This is a genomic window from Pseudokordiimonas caeni, from assembly GCF_026719705.1.
Lineage (GTDB): Bacteria > Pseudomonadota > Alphaproteobacteria > Sphingomonadales > Kordiimonadaceae > Gimibacter > Gimibacter caeni.
The window spans coordinates 1627353-1644238 of sequence record NZ_JAPPRR010000001.1 but is presented as its reverse complement, the minus strand read 5'-3'; the positions used below and the strand labels follow the sequence as shown (position 1 = coordinate 1644238).

14 protein-coding genes are annotated in these 16886 nt (G+C 61.7%); 3 read left to right on the top strand and 11 right to left on the bottom strand.

Annotated features, from left to right (window positions below):
* Positions 1 to 28: 28 nt before the first annotated feature.
* Positions 29 to 1264 carry a sensor histidine kinase gene (locus OU694_RS07440; RefSeq protein ID WP_308910347.1) on the bottom strand — a complete coding sequence of 412 codons (1236 nt, stop codon included), beginning with the start codon at positions 1262 to 1264 and terminating at the stop codon, positions 29 to 31.
* Positions 1261 to 1932, bottom strand: a complete 672-nt coding sequence (locus OU694_RS07435; RefSeq protein ID WP_308910346.1) for a response regulator transcription factor — start codon at positions 1930 to 1932, stop codon at positions 1261 to 1263. Before OU694_RS07435 ends, OU694_RS07440 begins: the two co-directional genes overlap by 4 nt.
* A gap of 138 nt (positions 1933 to 2070) precedes the next feature.
* Between OU694_RS07435 and OU694_RS07430 the strand changes: the two genes are divergently transcribed.
* Both OU694_RS07430 and OU694_RS07425 read left to right on the top strand, forming a co-directional pair.
* Positions 2071 to 2730, top strand: coding sequence for an ABC transporter ATP-binding protein (locus OU694_RS07430; RefSeq protein ID WP_308910345.1), 660 nt, complete (start codon positions 2071 to 2073; stop codon positions 2728 to 2730).
* Complete coding sequence (locus OU694_RS07425) at positions 2727 to 5204, top strand: ABC transporter permease (protein WP_308910344.1); 2478 nt, start codon at positions 2727 to 2729, stop codon at positions 5202 to 5204. Before OU694_RS07430 ends, OU694_RS07425 begins: the two co-directional genes overlap by 4 nt.
* Before the next feature lie 421 nt (positions 5205 to 5625).
* Here OU694_RS07425 and OU694_RS07420 read toward each other — a convergent pair whose 3' ends face one another.
* The 8 genes from OU694_RS07420 to OU694_RS07385 form a co-directional block, all read right to left on the bottom strand.
* Entirely contained in the window at positions 5626 to 6873 is a 1248-nt protein-coding gene (locus tag OU694_RS07420) for a TolC family protein (RefSeq protein ID WP_308910343.1), read from the bottom strand.
* Positions 6870 to 7181: a DUF3240 family protein gene (locus tag OU694_RS07415; RefSeq protein WP_308910342.1), complete on the bottom strand. Its 312-nt coding sequence runs from the start codon at positions 7179 to 7181 to the stop codon at positions 6870 to 6872. Before OU694_RS07415 ends, OU694_RS07420 begins: the two co-directional genes overlap by 4 nt.
* Complete coding sequence (locus OU694_RS07410) at positions 7178 to 10267, bottom strand: efflux RND transporter permease subunit (RefSeq protein WP_308910341.1); 3090 nt, start codon at positions 10265 to 10267, stop codon at positions 7178 to 7180. Before OU694_RS07410 ends, OU694_RS07415 begins: the two co-directional genes overlap by 4 nt.
* A 1-nt stretch (position 10268) precedes the next feature.
* The gene (locus OU694_RS07405) at positions 10269 to 11321 is read right to left on the bottom strand and encodes an efflux RND transporter periplasmic adaptor subunit (RefSeq protein WP_308910340.1); all 1053 of its coding nucleotides are present in this window, start codon (positions 11319 to 11321) and stop codon (positions 10269 to 10271) included.
* 4 nt (positions 11322 to 11325) lie between these two features.
* The gene (locus tag OU694_RS07400) at positions 11326 to 12714 is read right to left on the bottom strand and encodes a sensor histidine kinase (RefSeq protein ID WP_308910339.1); all 1389 of its coding nucleotides are present in this window, start codon (positions 12712 to 12714) and stop codon (positions 11326 to 11328) included.
* Positions 12711 to 13376 (bottom strand): response regulator transcription factor, encoded by a 666-nt coding sequence (locus OU694_RS07395; RefSeq protein ID WP_308910338.1) that lies wholly within the window; start codon positions 13374 to 13376, stop codon positions 12711 to 12713. Before OU694_RS07395 ends, OU694_RS07400 begins: the two co-directional genes overlap by 4 nt.
* Positions 13373 to 13711 (bottom strand): PepSY domain-containing protein, encoded by a 339-nt coding sequence (locus OU694_RS07390; RefSeq protein ID WP_308910337.1) that lies wholly within the window; start codon positions 13709 to 13711, stop codon positions 13373 to 13375. Before OU694_RS07390 ends, OU694_RS07395 begins: the two co-directional genes overlap by 4 nt.
* Positions 13712 to 13879: 168 nt before the next feature.
* A complete protein-coding gene (locus tag OU694_RS07385) occupies positions 13880 to 14281 on the bottom strand; it encodes a saccharopine dehydrogenase NADP-binding domain-containing protein (protein ID WP_308910336.1) in 402 nt (133 codons plus the stop codon).
* 129 nt (positions 14282 to 14410) lie between these two features.
* Between OU694_RS07385 and OU694_RS07380 the strand changes: the two genes are divergently transcribed.
* On the top strand, positions 14411 to 15415 hold the full coding sequence (locus tag OU694_RS07380) for a hydroxyacid dehydrogenase (RefSeq protein WP_308910335.1): 1005 nt from the start codon (positions 14411 to 14413) through the stop codon (positions 15413 to 15415).
* A 206-nt stretch (positions 15416 to 15621) separates the two neighbouring features.
* On the opposite strand, the gene OU694_RS07375 is transcribed toward OU694_RS07380, so the two are convergent.
* The gene (locus OU694_RS07375; RefSeq protein ID WP_308910334.1) at positions 15622 to 16872 is read right to left on the bottom strand and encodes a metallophosphoesterase; all 1251 of its coding nucleotides are present in this window, start codon (positions 16870 to 16872) and stop codon (positions 15622 to 15624) included.
* Positions 16873 to 16886: the final 14 nt, after the last annotated feature.

Below are 16886 nucleotides of genomic sequence, written 5' to 3'. Positions count from 1 at the left end.
TTCTAACAAGGCGGATGTCAAACTTGCGTCAAACCGGGGCCCGCCATGTCAGGCGGGCCGAAGTGCCGCCATCCGGTCGCGCGGCAACCTCGAAAGTGATACCGAAATGGTGACAGAGGCGCGACACCAGCGTCAGCCCGACACCGAAGCCCTCGCGTGCCGGATCGGCATGGCCAAAGCCCACGCCTGTATCGATGATTTCCAGCTTTCCCGCAGTTGCGGACACCATAACCACCCCCTGTTCCGTGTAGGAAAGGGCGTTCCTGAGGATATTGCCGACCATCACATGGGCAACGGCCTCCGGCACTGGCATGGACACACCCGTTCCTTCCTGCCGGATGGTCACGGGCCGGTCGCCGACAAGATGTTCGTAAGCGCGGATGCTGCTCGCACAAACAGCGCTGACGTCGCAAGCCTGCCTGCGCCCAGGGTCGCGCCCGAGCCACAGAATGCCCTCTGTCAACTGCTGCATATCCTTGATCGCAGCCTTCAGCCGCCTCAGGGTCCGGCTGTTGCCGCCTTCCTTGTCTTCCAGAACTTCCACTGCGCCATATGCCACTGCAAGCGGAGTGCGCAGTTCATGGCTGGCGTCACGGTTGAACTGGCGTTCCCGTTCGATCAGTTCTTGGATGCGGGCGTCCCTGTCTTCAATCGCCTTAGCCAGCGCCTGCAATTCCCGCGGCGCGCTTCTGGGGATCGTCATCCGGCCCGCCACGCTGCCGCCGTCACCCAGGATTTCCACCATATGTTCGAGTGGGCCGGATAGTTTGCGGCTCATGCGCGCCAGGAAGAAAAGCGATATCAACAGTCCCGGCAGCGCCATGCCGCCGATCACCGCCAGAAACCCCTTTATCTGGGGCGTTGACCGGATGAAGCGCCGGGCATTGAAGAAAACATACAGGTTTTGACCGTCCTCCAATGTCTGAACCATCGCGTGGAAATGGCCGTGCTCTTCCCCGAATACCTCAAACATTCTGTTGCGGTAATCGGGGTCTATCTTGTCCCGAAGCCAGGCCGGCATCGCCTCGGTGCCGATATAGTAGGTCATCTTCAGGCCGGTAATCGTGCCACTGGCTTCGGTGGGGGGCGGGTTTTCAGCCAGAAAGGCTTCGGCGGCTTCCCGCACCTGAAAATCGAAAATCTCGTCTTCCAGCGAAAAGCCGAATATCACCACCATCAGGGTGAAGACGACAAAGCTTGTCACCATCGCGCCAATGAAAAGGCGCATGACCATACTGCGGACACGGCGCGAAGACCGGGTCATGATATGGGCTCCAGCGCATAGCCTTTGCCCCGGCGGGTTTGCAGAATCGCCTCCATGCCAAGCGTCGCCAAGGCTTTGCGCAGGTTGTAGATATGGGTTCTGAGCGCGCCGGATTCGGGCGGCTCGTCACCCCACAGAGCATAGCTGATGGTGGATGACGTGACGAGGGCGGGTGCTGCCTCCAGCAACAGGCCCAGGATGTGGGCTTCCTTTTCATGCAGCACGACCGCTTGCCCCCCTGCTGAAACAGTGAACGCCTCGATATCAAGGCTGAGCCCCGCGAACGCCTGCGGGGCACACCGGCGGACCTTCGGGCGGCGGCCGAGTGCCTCGATCCGCATCTTCAGTTCGCGCAGCGAAAATGGCTTTACCAGATAGTCATCGGCACCGGAGTCGAAACCGGCTTCCTTGTCATCGATCGTGTCGCGAGCCGTCAGCATGATAATGGGCGCCTGCAAGCCTGCCGCGCGGCGGTAGGACGCGCATACGTCCAGCCCGTCCCGGCCCGGCAACATCAGGTCCAGCACGATGACGTCATATTCATTCCGCAGGGCAAGCGACAGCCCCTGATCACCGCTATAGGCAAAATCCAGGCTGTAACTATCTTCCAGGTACTCGGCGATATTGGCCTGAATATCCAGATTGTCTTCCACGATCAGAATGCGCATTGCGGGCCCTTCATTCGGCGATCAGAGAGTATCGCACCGCCAATGTCAAACAGACGTCAAGCCACCCCATCCTGCCATTTCACCTTCGTTTGACACTCGAGGAGGCATTGTCCGCAAAAATAACGGCAGGAGAGGACCATGAAAACCGCCATCGAGCTGGAGAGCATCAGCCATGAATTTGCCGCGCACGGGGAAAGCATCCGGCTATTTGACAATCTGAGCCTGACCATCCGCACAGGCCACAGTCTGGCCATTGTCGGCCCGTCGGGTGCCGGGAAATCCAGCCTGCTGTCCATCGCGGCGGGGCTTGAGGCGCCCACGGGTGGTAGTGTGCGTTTCTTCCTGAAAGGCACGGCTGTTGATGCCCGCACGCTTCGAGCCCACAGCGGGTTCATCTTTCAGCACTTCCATCTGATGCCGGAACTGGATGCCATCGGCAATCTGGCACTGCCGCTTCGGCTCAAGGGTGATCGGCGCGCGTTCGACGTGGCAGCGGACTGGCTTGAAAAAATGGGCCTGAAGGATCGTGCCCGGCACTGGCCGCATCAGTTGAGCGGGGGTGAGCAGCAGCGCATCGCCGTGGCACGCGCCTTCATATCCAGCCCCGACTTCATCTTTGCCGACGAACCCACGGGCAACCTGGACGCCCGCACATCGGAAGGCGTGACGTCCCTGATGTTCGACTGCGCGAAAGAAACCGGTTGCGGCCTCGTGATCGTCACCCATAGCAGGCGTCTGGCAGCATTTGCCGACAACCGCCTGCATCTGGAAGCCGGACGGCTGGAGGTGGCCGCATGAGCAAGCTTCGCCTCACGCTTGAAAACAGCCTGAATGACCTGAAAGACGGTGATGGCCGTATCAGCTTGGCAACACAGGCAGCGCTTCTGGTGTTCCTGATCACCCTGACGCTCACCAGTGCGTCTATCCAGAAATTTCTGGCCACCAATCTGGATCAGATGCTGGGCGCGGACATGGTGCTGGAAACCCACGCGCCCCTTACGATTGCCGAGGAGGGCAGCCTGCGAAGCCTAGTAGACGGCGTGTCCAGAACTCGCCTGTCCGGCATCACGCTGACGCATGGGGACGTCTGGGCGAGGGTTCAGCTCAAATCTGTGGACGACCGATATCCGCTTGAGGGAACGCTCGGGATTGGAGAGAACCCGGCAGCGCCCGAGCATGCGGCCAGCCGGGGGCCTGCGGCGGGCGAAATCTGGCTGGACGCACGTCTTGCCACCAAGCTGCAGGCCCGCGTTGGTGAAACGCTGACGCTTCACGAGGCACCGCTTGTGGTTTCGGCGATCCTGCTGCATGAGCCTGACCGCCTGATGGAAGGCCATAGCGTGGCGCTGCGCGCCATGGTGCATGAAGACAGCCTGAGCCACACCATGCCCGTCGGCGGCAAGGATCGTACGCGCTATCTGGTCTCCGGCACGCCCGAAGAACTGGCGGAGCTTGAAGCCTGGGCAGGGGAAGCCCTGCCTGCTGCCCGCATTATCAAAAAATACGGCGGCCGGCATCCGCTGGCGACCTTCTGGCAGCGTACGGAAAACTTCCTCGGGCTGGCGTCAGTGATCCTCTTCTTCCTTGGTGCCGTTGCGCTTGATATGACCAACCGCCGCTGGCTGGCGAAAATGCGCTACCGTCTAGCTATCTACAGCAGCCTTGGTACACCGCTCTGCACAGGCATCGCCATGGCGCTCGGCGGCTGGTTTATGATGTTCGTGATCGCTGTTTTGGTGGCAATCATCGCCGCGGCTATTGCGCATGTCGCCATCATCGCGGAGCTGCAAACGGTGTTCCCCGGCGCGCAGGTAAGCTGGGACATGGCGGCAATGCTGAAGACTGTCGGGCTGCTCCTCGTGCTTTTGCTGGCGCTTCAGCTGCCAAGCATCCTGCAGCTTTCCCGTGCGTCCCTGTTGGCGTTGATCCGACATGTTGGCGAAGGCCGCTATGTCTGGCTGCGCCTCCTGTGCGGGCTGCTTCCGGTGTCGATTTTGGCGGCAGTTTATTCCGATAACTGGCTCCTGACCGGTATGACGCTCGCTGCCATCGGTGTGGCGCTCATTCTGATGATGGTGCTTACCTGGGGCGCGGTTCGGCTGGGCGATGTGTGGGGGCGTCGCAGGGCGGGGCTGTTGCCCTTCGCCTTTTTCATGATGCGCCAGCGGCTTTTCACCAAGTCGGCGCAGGTGATGGGATTGGGCCTGTGCGGGCTTCTGCTTCTGTTCACCCTGATGCTGATGCGCGATCTGGGCACGATGATGGAAGGCTATGCCCGCACGCATGACGGCAACCTGATTGTTAGCGAGGCACAGGAAAGCCATGTGGAAGCCCTTCATGTCTGGGCCAGGGAAAACGGTGCAAAGGTCCTCGCTCTCAGGCCCTTCATCTATGCGAAGCTTATCTCGGTGAACGGCAAGCGCCTGAACGACTATATGCAGAAACCCAGCGATACGCTCGCCACGTTGCAGGAACCCATTCGTCTTACATGGACCGACAGGCTGCCCGCCAACAATCGCCTGGCGGGTGGCACCTTCTGGCAACCCGGCACCGATGACTGGCACCAGATTTCGGTGGAGCCGGAAGTGATGACGGATATGGGTTTCAGCTACAGCGATACGCTGACATATCAGATCGGTGAGCAGCGGCATGATTTCACGCTGGTCGCAAGCCATGCTTTCCAGGCCGGCGGCGGGTCGATCACCTTCTGGTTCCAGATGCCGATGTCAGCCCGCGCGCATATTGAAGCCCCGAGCCGTTTCATGGGCAGCATGGAACTGCCGGAGGCCGCGTGGGACAAGCTGGCGCTGCTCTGGCAACAGCACCCGACGCTGGAGCTGGCGCCACTGCGGGAACTGACCGAGCGATTTGACGAAACCCTTGCCATCGTCACCAAAGTTACCAGCGGATATGCAGGCATGATCCTGTTGCTGGCGCTTTTTGTACTTGCGGCCAGTGTCAGCGGGTTCCGCGCCGATGACCGTCAGAAGAACGGCCTGTTGATGAGCATGGGACTGAAGGACGGAGATTGCCTGTGGCTGAATTTCCACGACTGGGTCGTGACCGCACTGATCTCAGCCGTTGGGGCAATCGCCGGCACATGGGCCGCCGGTCTGATGATCTATGAGGGGCAATTCGGCATGACCTACCGGCCAGATCTGCTGTGGGTGGCGGGCACGATTGTGCTGATGGTGGCAATCGTGTGCCTGGTGGGCTATTTGGCCTGCCGCCAAAGCCTGAAAGCATCGGTGCGCGATCTTCTGGGCGGTTGAATCTTGTTGGGTGGCAGCGACCGCATGATCAGATTCAAGAAGTTGTGGTCCTGTCAGATCAGACCAAAACTCGCGTCAGCCGATGAGCCTGGGATTAGGTTACTCCACTGCAAGGCAGCCTGCTTGGGGAGGATATTGTGCTTCTAACGCTGATAGCTGGCCCGCGAACTGAACTGACATATCTCATAAAGGATAGTATGTGGTGCGTCGTTGTCTCAGATGTCGCGCAAATAGTTACAAAATTCTGGCGCCAAACTTGTGCCAATCGCTTGTAATGCATTGATATCATTAAGAATCCGGCGCTGGCCGCGGGCGTCAATCAATTTAAATTACTAATTTTGTTGAGGCATTCTTCTTTCGTGAGCCTTTGACGAGGCGGGGTGGACCATGGTCAACGGGCATTTCCTGCGTTTCTTTTCTGTCATTCCTCGTGTGGCGTAATCCAGAGTTCGTGGGCGTCTATCATCAGTTGGGTGCGGGTGTCGTGGGCGCGGGCGCGGGCGAGAAGTTCGGTGCGGGCGGCCATCTGCTCCTGGCGGACGGTTCGTAGGACATCCGTGAGCGAGCGGTCGCCGAGTTCGCGGGCCCGGCGTATCTTGGCGGTCACGGCCTGCGCCATGCCGAGCGATTCTGCTGCGCGTTCCCAAACGGTGAAAGCCGAGGCCGCTTGCCTTACATCGCGGTCAGCCACGAGCTCGATTTCCCGCCGGACCTGGAGTGATTGTGCCTCCGCCGTCAGGGCGCGAGCCCGGTCGATGTCGCTGATCGCCGCCCGGCGGCCAAAGCCGAAGGGCATGGAGACGACGAGCCCAACACCGCTTTCCTCGCCGCCGCGCTCGCTGAACAGCCGGACGCCGACGGTGGGATCGGGCAGCCGGTCCTGCTTGCTGCGGCGCGCCACCGTCATCTGGCGGGCTGCTTCCCGCTCCGCGGCCTTGAGTTCGTGACTGCGGCTGAGGATAAGGTCGCGCCAGTAGCCGCTATCAAGAGGAACAGCCTGGGGCGAGGTAAGTTCAGGTGCGGTCGCTGGAAGTGGCAGGTTCGGGAACATCAACAGAAGGGCCGAACGGGTTTCCTCAAGCCGGGCGCTGCTTGCCAGCAGTTCGGCCTCCGCGCCGGCCAAGGCCGCACTTATCTCCTGAATGTCGAGCATCGCTGCTTCCCGGACTTCAGCCTTGCGCCGAACGGCAGCAAGCTCCTGCTGCCATGTTGCAAGGGCTGCGCGGTCGATTGCTTCCATTGAAGCAGCCTCCAGCCACTCGAACCAGTGGTTCTTCAGGAGAAGCGCTGTCTGGTGCCGGGCGTCATCCAGATTGTTGTCGGCAACCTCGATGCCGAGCGCGCCGATCTCGCGGTCCAGCTTCGCTTTGCCGGGCAGGCGGATGCCGCGGCTGATCGTGCTGTCCCACTCGGTGAAATTGCCGTCGTATCTCGTATCACGCCGCGCGAAGGACGCCGACACCAGCGTATCGTGATCGCCCACCTTCCTGAGCTTGGCTTCGGCCCGTGATTCGGTGAAGCGGGCTTCCGCTGCCGTGACCATGGGATGGTTGGCGATGACCTCGAGGACGAGATGTTCGGGTGGCAGGAAGGGTGCGACCAGCCGGTCGTCACCAAAGGCGGGGCTGGTGGATGCTGCGAGGGCGAGGATAAGCGCGATGCGTTTCATGACAGATGTCCGAAATCCAGAACCGGTTCGGTCCAGTGAATAAGCTGCGGATGGCGGATGCGGCCGGAAAGCCATTCGATGAGGGCGGGCACGTCGTCGGCTTTCAGGACCAGCCAGAAAACGCGGCGCTCGACACGGCCCCGAACCCGTTCGGCCATGCTGGCGGTATCGAAGGTCAGGCCGTGGCCGTCCGCTGTGAAGGTGGTGAAGCCGGGCAGGGCGGGTTGATGGTCGAGCAGTGTTTCCGCCATCGCATCGCCAAGCTCTGCCGGGCATACGAGAACGAGTTTCAGCAGCTTGGTGCTCATGCTGCGCCTCCTTCCGGCTTGGTTTTTTCCTGACCGAACCGGCGGAACAGGACCGGCAGCAGGAAAAGGGTGAGAAGGGTCGAGGTCAGGAGCCCGCCGATCACCACGATGGCGAGCGGCCGCTGGATTTCAGAGCCCGGCCCCGTGGCAAAGAGAAGCGGGATAAGGCCGAATGCCGTGATGCTGGCTGTCATCAGTACGGGCCGGAGGCGGCGCTGGGCGCCTTCGAACACAACATCGCGCGCCCCAAGACCAAGGGCCGAAAGCTGGTTGAAATGGGCGACCAGCACCAGCCCGTTCAGCACCGCAATGCCGAGGAGAGCGATAAAACCGACCGATGCGGGGACAGAAAGATATTCACCAGCAACCCAGAGGCCGAAAATCCCGCCGACGAGGGCGAACGGGATGTTCGCAAGGATAAGGGCGGATTGGCGTACCGACCGCAGCGTGGCAAAAAGCACGAAGAAGATCAGGGCTAGGGCCAGTGGTATCACAATGGCAAGCCGGGCCGCCGCCCGCGCCTGGTTTTCAAACTGCCCACCCCATACGAGCCGGTATCCGGCGGGGAGTTCAACCCCGCTCGCGACCGCGGCCTGCGCCTCCTCTACGAAGCCGACGAGGTCGCGGCCACTGACATAGGCCTGAATGACGGCAAAGCGGGATGCGTTCTCGCGGTCGATCTTCACCTTGCCTTCGGGCATGGTGATTGCGGCAATATCCGCCAGTCGGACGGAGCCACCATCCGGGGTGGCCAGCCGGTGTTCGCCGAAAAGTTCGGGGCGTTCAGTCAGGCTGTCGTCCCCGCGGATGACAATTGGCGTGCGGCGGCCGGGTTCGATCACATACCCGGCCGGGACGCCTTCCAGTTGGGCGCGCATTTCTTCCTGAATGTCGGCAAGGCCGAGGCCAAGGCTGCCGGCGGCAATCCGGTCGAGGTCGACTTCGAGATATTCGACACTGTCGTTGGCGACGGTGATCACTTCAGCGGCACCGGGCACGCCTGTGACAATCGCACTGATCTTCTCGGCAAGTGCACCAAGCGTGTCGAGATCGGGGCCGAAAATCTTGATCGCCAGATCACCGCGACTGCCCGTCAACATCTCCGATACGCGCATCTCGATGGGTTGGGTGAAGGCAATGTCGAAGCCCGGGAAGTCGTGCATCACGGCACGGATCTGGTCGGTCAGCCATGCTTTGTCCTGCACCCGCCATTCCTCGCGCGGTTTGAGTGAAAGGAAGGCATCGGTTTCATTCAGGCCCATCGGGTCGAGGCCAAGCTCGTCCGATCCAAGTCGCGAAATCATACTGTCAATCTCCGGGACGTTGGCAAGCAGGGCTTGCTGGACCGCAAGATCGCCTCGTGTGCTTTTGTCGACATTCACCGATGGCAACTTGGCTGTCTGCAACAGGATGGCGCCTTCGTCCATGGTCGGCATGAAGGTCTTGCCGACAGCGCCGTAAGCCAGCACGGCAGACAGGATGGCCGCGCCCGCCACGATATAGATCGGCAGCGGACGGTCCAGCACCCGGTCAAGCAGCTTGCGGTATAGGGGCAGCAGTTTGCGCATCAGCCATGGATCGGCATGAGCACCTGCCTTCAGGGCAAACGACGACAGGACCGGGATCAGCGTGAAGGACAACAGAAGCGATCCTGCAAGCGCGAAAACGATGGTGAGGGCTACCGGCGCGAACAGCTTGCCTTCAAGGCCTTGCAGGGTGAGGAGCGGAACGAAGACAAGGCAGATGATCGCGATGCCGGAAGCCACGGGCAACGCCACTTCGCTGGCGGCACGGTATACGCGGTGCAGGACGGGCACCCGGCTGTTTTCGTCATGATGGGCCAGTTGTTCCACCGTGTTTTCAACCACGACAACAGCAGCGTCCACGAGCATGCCAATGGCAATTGCCAGTCCGCCAAGGCTCATGAGATTGGCCGTCAGCCCGGTGGCCTTCATCATCAGGAAGGTGATGAGGGCAGCGAAGGGCAGGGTCACGGCCACCACGACAGCGGCCCTCACATTGCCAAGGAATACGAGCAGCAGCAGGACGACAAGGACCGTGGCTTCCATCAGTGCTTTCGTCACCGTTCCAACCGCACGGTCGATCAGTTCCGAGCGGTCGTAGAAAACGTCGATCGTCACGCCCTCGGGCAGGCTCGGGGCCAGTTCTGCAAGGCGCGCCTTGACGCCATCCACCACCTGACGGGCATCGGCGCCGCGCAGGGCAATCACCAGCCCTTCAACCGCTTCACCCTTGCCGTCTCGCGTGACGGCCCCGTAGCGGGTAAGCGCACCGGTGCGTACCAATGCGAGGTCTGCCACCCGCAGTGTGCGATGTTCGTCGGCGGCAACAACGATTGCCCCGAGGTCCTCGAGTGAGGCAATGGCCCCGACCGAGCGAACGATCAGGCCTTCCTCGCCTTCACTGATGCGGCCGGCGCCGTCATTGCTATTGGCTGCCTCGATCGCACGCCGGAGGTCGGATGCGGACAGGCCGGCGGCCACGAGGGCGTCATTATCAGGGACGACCTCGAAGGTGCGGACCCGTCCGCCAAGGGCGTTCACATCGGCGACCCCTGGCAGGGTCCGCAGAGCCGGGCGGATGACCCAGTCAAGCAGGGTGCGGCGCTCGGCGAGGCTCAGCGTGTCGCTCTCCACCGTGAACATGAAAACATCGGAAAGCGGGGTCGATATCGGGGCAAGACCCCCGGTTACCGTGGCGGGCAGGATATCCGCGACACCGGCGAAGCGTTCGGCAACCTGCTGACGGGCCCAATAGACATCGGTGCCTTCCTCGAAATCGATGGTGACATCGGCAATGGCATATTTGGCGATGGAACGCAGGACCGTCTGTCGCGGTATGCCGAGAAGTTCCATCTCGAGCGGAACATTCACGCGCTGTTCCACTTCCTCGGGCGTCATGCCCGGCGCCTTCAGGATCAGCTTCACCTGCGTGGGTGAAATATCAGGGAAGGCATCGATCGGCAGTTTCGAGAAGGCGTAGCCACCTGCTGCCGCCACCAGAACGGCAAGCACGATGACCAGAAGGCGCTGTGCCAGCGCAAATTCGACAAGACGGCTCAGCATGTCATTCCCCCGCCAGCGCGAGTGCCTTGAGTTCCGTAAGTCCGCCTACGGCGAGTTGGTCGCCTTCCGCGATCGGACCCGTGACCGAAGCAGCTTCAGCACCTCGGGCCAGAATGGTCACCGGGACGGGCTCAAATCCGCCGTCGCGCAGGACAAAGACATTGTCCTGCCCGTCAAGGCGAATGAGGGCGGCGCGTGGCACGTTCACGCTGTTCCCTGCGGGTGCTGCATATATCGTTATCCGCACAAGCATGCCGGGGGCGAGGCGGGTGGCGTCATCGAGCCGCGCCCGAAGCGTTGCGGCGCGGCTTTCCGGATCAATTGTCCGACCAACAGAAAGGACTGTCGCGGTTCCTCCACCCGGTTCAACCTCGACCTGCTGGCCGGGTGCCATGTTACCGATCAGGGAGGCCGGCAGATTTGCCTCAACCCAGAAGGCGCTGCCCGTGGTCAGGGTTGCTGCAATGTCCGACGCGGCAATCTGCATGCCAGGGGCGAACGGCAGGCTCCCGAGCGTGCCTTCAAGCGGCGCAGTCAAGAGATAGGCGCCCGGCGTTTCCGGGTCGGGCTGAACGCGAGCGAGGCGGTCCTGCAGGGACGTGACCATCGCCTTGACGGCGTGGGCCTCGGCCTCGGCTGCTTCGGCCAGGGCGAGAGCCCCGATGCCTTCATCCGCGAGAAGGCGCGCGCGTTTTGCTGCAGCCTGAGCCTTGCCATAAAGGGCCTTCTGTTCGGCGAGTGCTGCCTTCGCTGCCAGATAGTCGGGACTTTCGACAGACAGGATCGGCGTGCCCTTGAGGACGGCAGCCCCCTCAAGCGCGATATAGCGGCGCACGGTACCCGCATATGCAGCGGCAACCAGATGTGCGCCGTCCTGCGGCAGGGTGACCCGTCCGGGCAGGGTGGCGAGCGTTTGCCTGTCGCCGACCGTTGCTTTGGCGGTCACGATACCGAGGCGGGATGCCTGTGCGTCGGATATGGCGATCTGTGCACTATGTACTGTTGGTGCGGCCATCATGAAAACGCTCGTGGCGATCAACAGGGGTCGGAACATGGGTTTAGTCCTCTGTGCGGGAAGGGAGGGGGGAGGCGGGCAGTTCCAGCCGTGCTTCAAGGCCGCCTTCGGGGATATTGGTCAGCGTCATTGTGCCGCCGTAGGCGGCCAGAATGTCCCGTGCGATGGCAAGGCCAAGGCCGTTGCCGGGAGCCGTTTCATCGAGCCGCAAGCCGCGTTCGCCAAGTTTCAGCAGGGCGTCCTCGGGCACGCCGGGTCCATCGTCGCGAATGGTGACGACAACCGGGCCGGAAGCGTCATGCCGGCTGCCTTCGACGGAGACGGACCGGGTTGCCCATTTGACGGCATTGTCGAGAAGGTTTCCCAGAAGTTCGGCAAGATCGTCGGGCTCCATCCTGACCGTCAGCCGGTCGGGGACGCGGATCTCCCATCGGCGCATACTCCCTTCGGGGGAGCGTTCGAGCGTGCGAACCAGCCGGTCAACCATGGTGCGCACGTCGCAGGGCGTGGAGGTGCGGACACCAGCCCCGGCAAGCCGGGTGCGCGCCAGTTCCCGGTCGACATGCCGGCGCATGGTGTCGATGACCTGATCGATTTCCCCGGCAATCGCGACTTCTCCCTGTTTGCGAAGCCGGTCGGCATCGCCTTGCAGGATGGTCAGCGGCGTTTTCAGGCCGTGGGCAAGATCGCCGGCCCGCGCCTTGGCGCGGCGTACTGTTTCTTCTTGCGCATCGAGGAGTGTGTTCACCTCCTCTACCAGCGGCAGGACCTCGTCCGGCTGGTCGCTGGACAGGCGTTCGCTTTCCCCCGTCCGGATGGCGGCAATCCCTTTCCTGAGCGCGGCGAGGGGGCGCAGGCCCATGGAGACCTGCAGCCATACCGCCGCGAACAGGACAAATCCCAGAAGCGCCAGCGAGGGCGTGAGATCGGCGGCAAAAGCATTACGGGCTGTTGTAAGGTCGGCATGATCGAGGGCGATGGCAATGCGCAAGGACCGGTCCCCCGTCAGGGTCGGCAGAACGATGCGTCGCTCATGAACAATGAGGGTGGCACCGCCGGGGCCGGGCAACGAATGGCGGTGAACGGTGCCGGCGTCGAGCTGGTCGGGCTGCAGGGCAATCCGGGTGTCCCACAGGGACCGCGAGTGTTGCGACAGTCCCATTTCATCATCCTCGATCTGCCAGTACAGGCCGCTGAGGGGAATTTCGAAACGGGGGTCTGCAAGCGGTACACCCAGCGAGAAAGAGCCATCCTCGGCAAATTCGATGCCGCCCGAGACCTGGCTCAGGTACGTGGCAAGCTCTTCATGGATGCGCCGTTCGACATGGCGGTCGTAAAGGGCCGCAAGGCCAAGGGCTGCAAGGGCAAGCGCCCCGGCAATCGCAATGGCGGCAAAGGCCAGAAGGCGCAGGCGCAGGGATCGGAGGCTCATGGCTGGGTCCCTCCGACACTATATCCAAAGCCGCGGCGGGTCTGGATGAAGTCTATGCCGAGCTTCCGGCGCACGCGCCCGATCAGCACTTCAATCGTGTTTTCACTGGTTTCCGTGTCGGCCGGATACAGGTGATCCAGAAGTTCACCCTGCGAGATGGCGCGCCCGGCATGGTGCATGAGATAGGCAAGAATGCGATATTCCTGATGGGTGAGGGTGATCGTGCGGTCATCGACCCTGACCGTCTGGTGGCGCGGGTCCAGCGTGACGGGCCCCACGGCCAAGACCGGCTCGGCATGCCCGGTTGAACGGCGCAGGATGGCCCTGAGCCGTGCAAGCAGTTCCGGCATGTGGAAGGGCTTCGGCAGATAGTCGTCGGCGCCCGCTTCAATGCCCTCCACGCGTTCGGCCCAGCGCCCGCGCGCCGTCAGGATCAGGATGGGGAAACTGCGTCCGGCACCTCGCCAGCGGCGTAAAAGCGTCAGTCCGTCCAGTCCCGGCAGGCCGAGGTCAAGGACGGCGGCGTCGTAATCCTCGACGTCGCCCCGGAACCAGGCTTCCTCGCCGTCGGCTTCCCTGTCGACAGTGAAGCCGGCGCCTTGGAGGGCCAGGGCTACCTCGGCGGCGATGCGATCGTCATCTTCGACAAGGAGGACCCTCATGGATGGTTCTCCACCGTCACAAGGGTACCGGTTCTGGCGTCGGCATGGTGATAGGTGAGCCTGCCATGCGCATCGACCGTGCGGAATTCATAGTACCAGACTCCGTCATGAGCCTCGAACTTGATGCCGACGATTTCGTCGTGCAACTTTGGCCGCACAAGAGCAAGGATGCGCTCAAGCGGCATAACCTCACCGCGGGCCAGCGCCTCGCGCGCCTGCCGCTGGTCGCGGTTTTCGGTATGATGGCGGTCAGCGTGTGCGAGGGGCGGCGCACCGGCTGCGAGGATAAGGCAGCCCAAGGCTGCCGCCATCAATCTGTTGAACCTGCTTTTCATGCGAAGCACCATATCCTCATCTGGCTGACAGGAAGCTGACATGGATCAGGTTTCGCGAGCCTCTACTATACCGCATGGTCCGGTCAGTCCTGCCATTGCACGTCCAACCTCTCTCCCTTGCATCATCGCCGAGCGTCCCGGCGGCTCCTGATCACGAAGAAATTAGGATCAGCCATTGACCGCAATCAATGGCATTTCCAACTGGTCTGTCAGACTGCGCCCCGTCAGCCGTACTCCCCCGAAATGCGGCATGTCTGCAAGGAGGCCGCCATGGACGAGCGCAGTAGACGAGACATTCACCGACACATTGACCAGAAAACCGCCCGGCCGATTGAAGAGAGGAGCGAGGACAGCGCGCATGTTGTCGGGGTCGATCGGCTCGATCATGTGCCGGATACCGTCCGCACGGGCAATGTCCGCGCCGCGGTCATCGGCGGTGACGATGGTCACGTTATCCCGGTCGAGGAGGAAGTGCCGGAGGATGAGCGGCAAGACACCCTGCGCGATCGATCCGAATCCGACGATCACGAGGGGGCCGCTGATGTGACCATGTCGGGGCCAATCGTTCACCGGCGTGCTCCACTTGGAAAGGCTGTTCCCAGCCTATCAAGGCTGCGCGGTTTGATTGTTGATCCCGGTCAATGGTTCGTCTTTCGGATCGTTGCAGGATGGGCTGACGGCACAGGGAAGGCCTCCGGAATGAAGATCTGGGTTTTCGAAACCGACGAATGGGAAGAAGACGCCTGTGTGCGTCTTGGTCAGTCGCATGATGTGCGATGTGAGCGCGGCATGCTTGACGCGCGGACGGTGGCAACCGCGTCCGATGCCGAGGTGGTGACAACCTTCATCAACTCGCGGCTGACGGCAGATGTCCTCGCCCAGATGCCGTCCTTGCGGCTGATCGCCACACGCTCGACCGGGTTCGATCATATCGATATGAATTATGCGCGCGATCATGGAATTGTCGTCTGCAATGTGCCGGACTACGGCGACCACACCGTTGCCGAGCATAGTTTCGCGCTTCTCCTGGCGCTCGCTCGCCATATTCCCGAAGCCGCCGAGCGAACAAGGCATGGCGATTTTTCGCAAGTCGGCACCTGCGGTTTTGACCTCCGCGGCAAGACACTGGGGGTGGTCGGTGTCGGCCGCATCGGCCGGCGGGTCATCGAGATAGCGCGCGGTTTCGGCATGGATGTTGTGGCCAATGATATAGTGCCCGATCCCGCGTGCGGGGCGCGGTTGGGGTTCCGCTATTGCAGCCTTCCGGATCTGCTGCGCATCTCGGATATCATCAGCCTTCATGTGCCGGCCACTGCCGATACGCATGGCCTGCTATCAGACGCAGAATTTGGCGAAATGAAGCAAGGCGGAGTCCTGATCAATACAGCGCGGGGCAACGTTGTCGACACCGAGGCACTTGTCCGCGCCCTGGCAAGCGGAAGGGTTGGTGCGGCAGGGCTCGATGTCTTGCCCGAGGAGCCCCTTACCCGCGATGAAGCCCAGATTTTTCGGGCCGATGCAGGCAGTAAGGCACCCGATCTGAGGGCGCTCGTCGCCAATCATGTGCTGCTGCGCTTCCCCAATGTGATCGTTACCCCGCATATCGCGTTCAATACCCGCGAAGCCAAGGCCCGGATTATCGAGACGACGATCCGGAATATCGAGGCGTTTGCGAGTGGCTCACCGCAGAACAAAGTGATTTGACCACCAGCCGGAGTGGCGCCAGCTCTGGGCGTGGGGCTGCGGCGGTATTAAGGCCTGTCAGACATTGGCATGATTGAATCTCGGGTGCTGGCAGTGGGCGCCAGTTACTCAATTGATTGATTTTGCTGTATTTCGAATCGATGGAGGAAGGCAGACAGCCCGGACGGGAGGTCCGGGCTGCTTGTTTTGAAATGGCGGACAGGCAATCAGGGCCTGTTCTTGAAGCTCCAGCTGAAGTCTTCAACGGGGGTGCCGCTTTCGTCGTTCGGGGTCGCGACGACCGTCACTTTTGCCTCATCGCCCTTCAGGCTCACATGCGCAAAACCCCAGACCATACCACGCCGGTAATAGGGCTTGTATTCAGGGTAGGTCTTTTCCTGATAGGCCATGAAATTGGGGTTGAGCGGGCGCTGTTTGGCGGCGGCTCCCGAAAGGATTTCAGGCAGCGGCTCGGCGTCGGGGTTGCCGGTCGCAGCGGTGCAGCTTGTTTCATGCAGTTCCATCGAATGCTCGTGGCCCGAAAGATAGGCGTCGGCATATTTGCAAAGTGTCGGCAGCAGGACCCGGCGCAGCACACGGGCCTGTTCGAACTTGCCTCCGGCCGACGACCAGAGCGGATGGTGAGCCAGCACAAGCTTCCATTTGGCGGTGGAGGAAGCCATCGCCTCTTCAAGCCATTTGGCCATGTTGCGTTCGGCGTCGTTTGCCGGCTTCACCCATTCGTCGGGCTGGTCGATCGGCGTGTTTTTCACTTCGCTGCCGTCGGGGTTGAGCTCGGCCTCGCGTACCTCGAGGCCTGCCAGCATCACGTCTGTGTCGATCACAAAGATTTCGACCTCGCCGTTCGTGGCGGGCGGGCTGACGCGATAGAAGATGCCGTCCATATAGAATTTCGGTGACTTTTCGAGATAGGCAACCTGCGCCATGGCACCCTCGCGGGACGTGTTCCAGTCGTGGTTGCCGAGCGCCGCATAGATTTTGAAATCCGCGACATCCTTGCCGAAATCCGCATAGGGGATGGCAAAGATATCCTCAAAGCGCTTGGCGTCATCCTTGCCGTCGGCGCCGACGGTGGCGCCGTCAGGGTAGATATTGTCGCCCGCGAGCGTGGCGAACTGGCACAGCGCCTTTTCGCAGTATCGGGTCATGGCCCTGGCCACCGCGTCCTGTCCGCTTGCTGTGATATAGCCCCCGATGCCCGGGTGGAAATAGGCGGGCGGCATCTGGAAGCTTTCAAGCGGCAGATAATCTTCGGCGGCATCCGCCTTTTCGGCGGCCATGAATTCCTCCAGCGTTTTCAGGGGATTCTTGTATTCCTTCGCGGCCATATAGTCATGGTGATAGCCGCTGTCGCCAAAGGCTATGAAGCCGATCTCGGCATCCTTGTCGGCGGCGCAGGCGGGTGCCGCAAGCAGGGGCAACAGGGCGGCGGTACGCAACAGGGATGATCTCAGCATTTTTCTCTCCATGA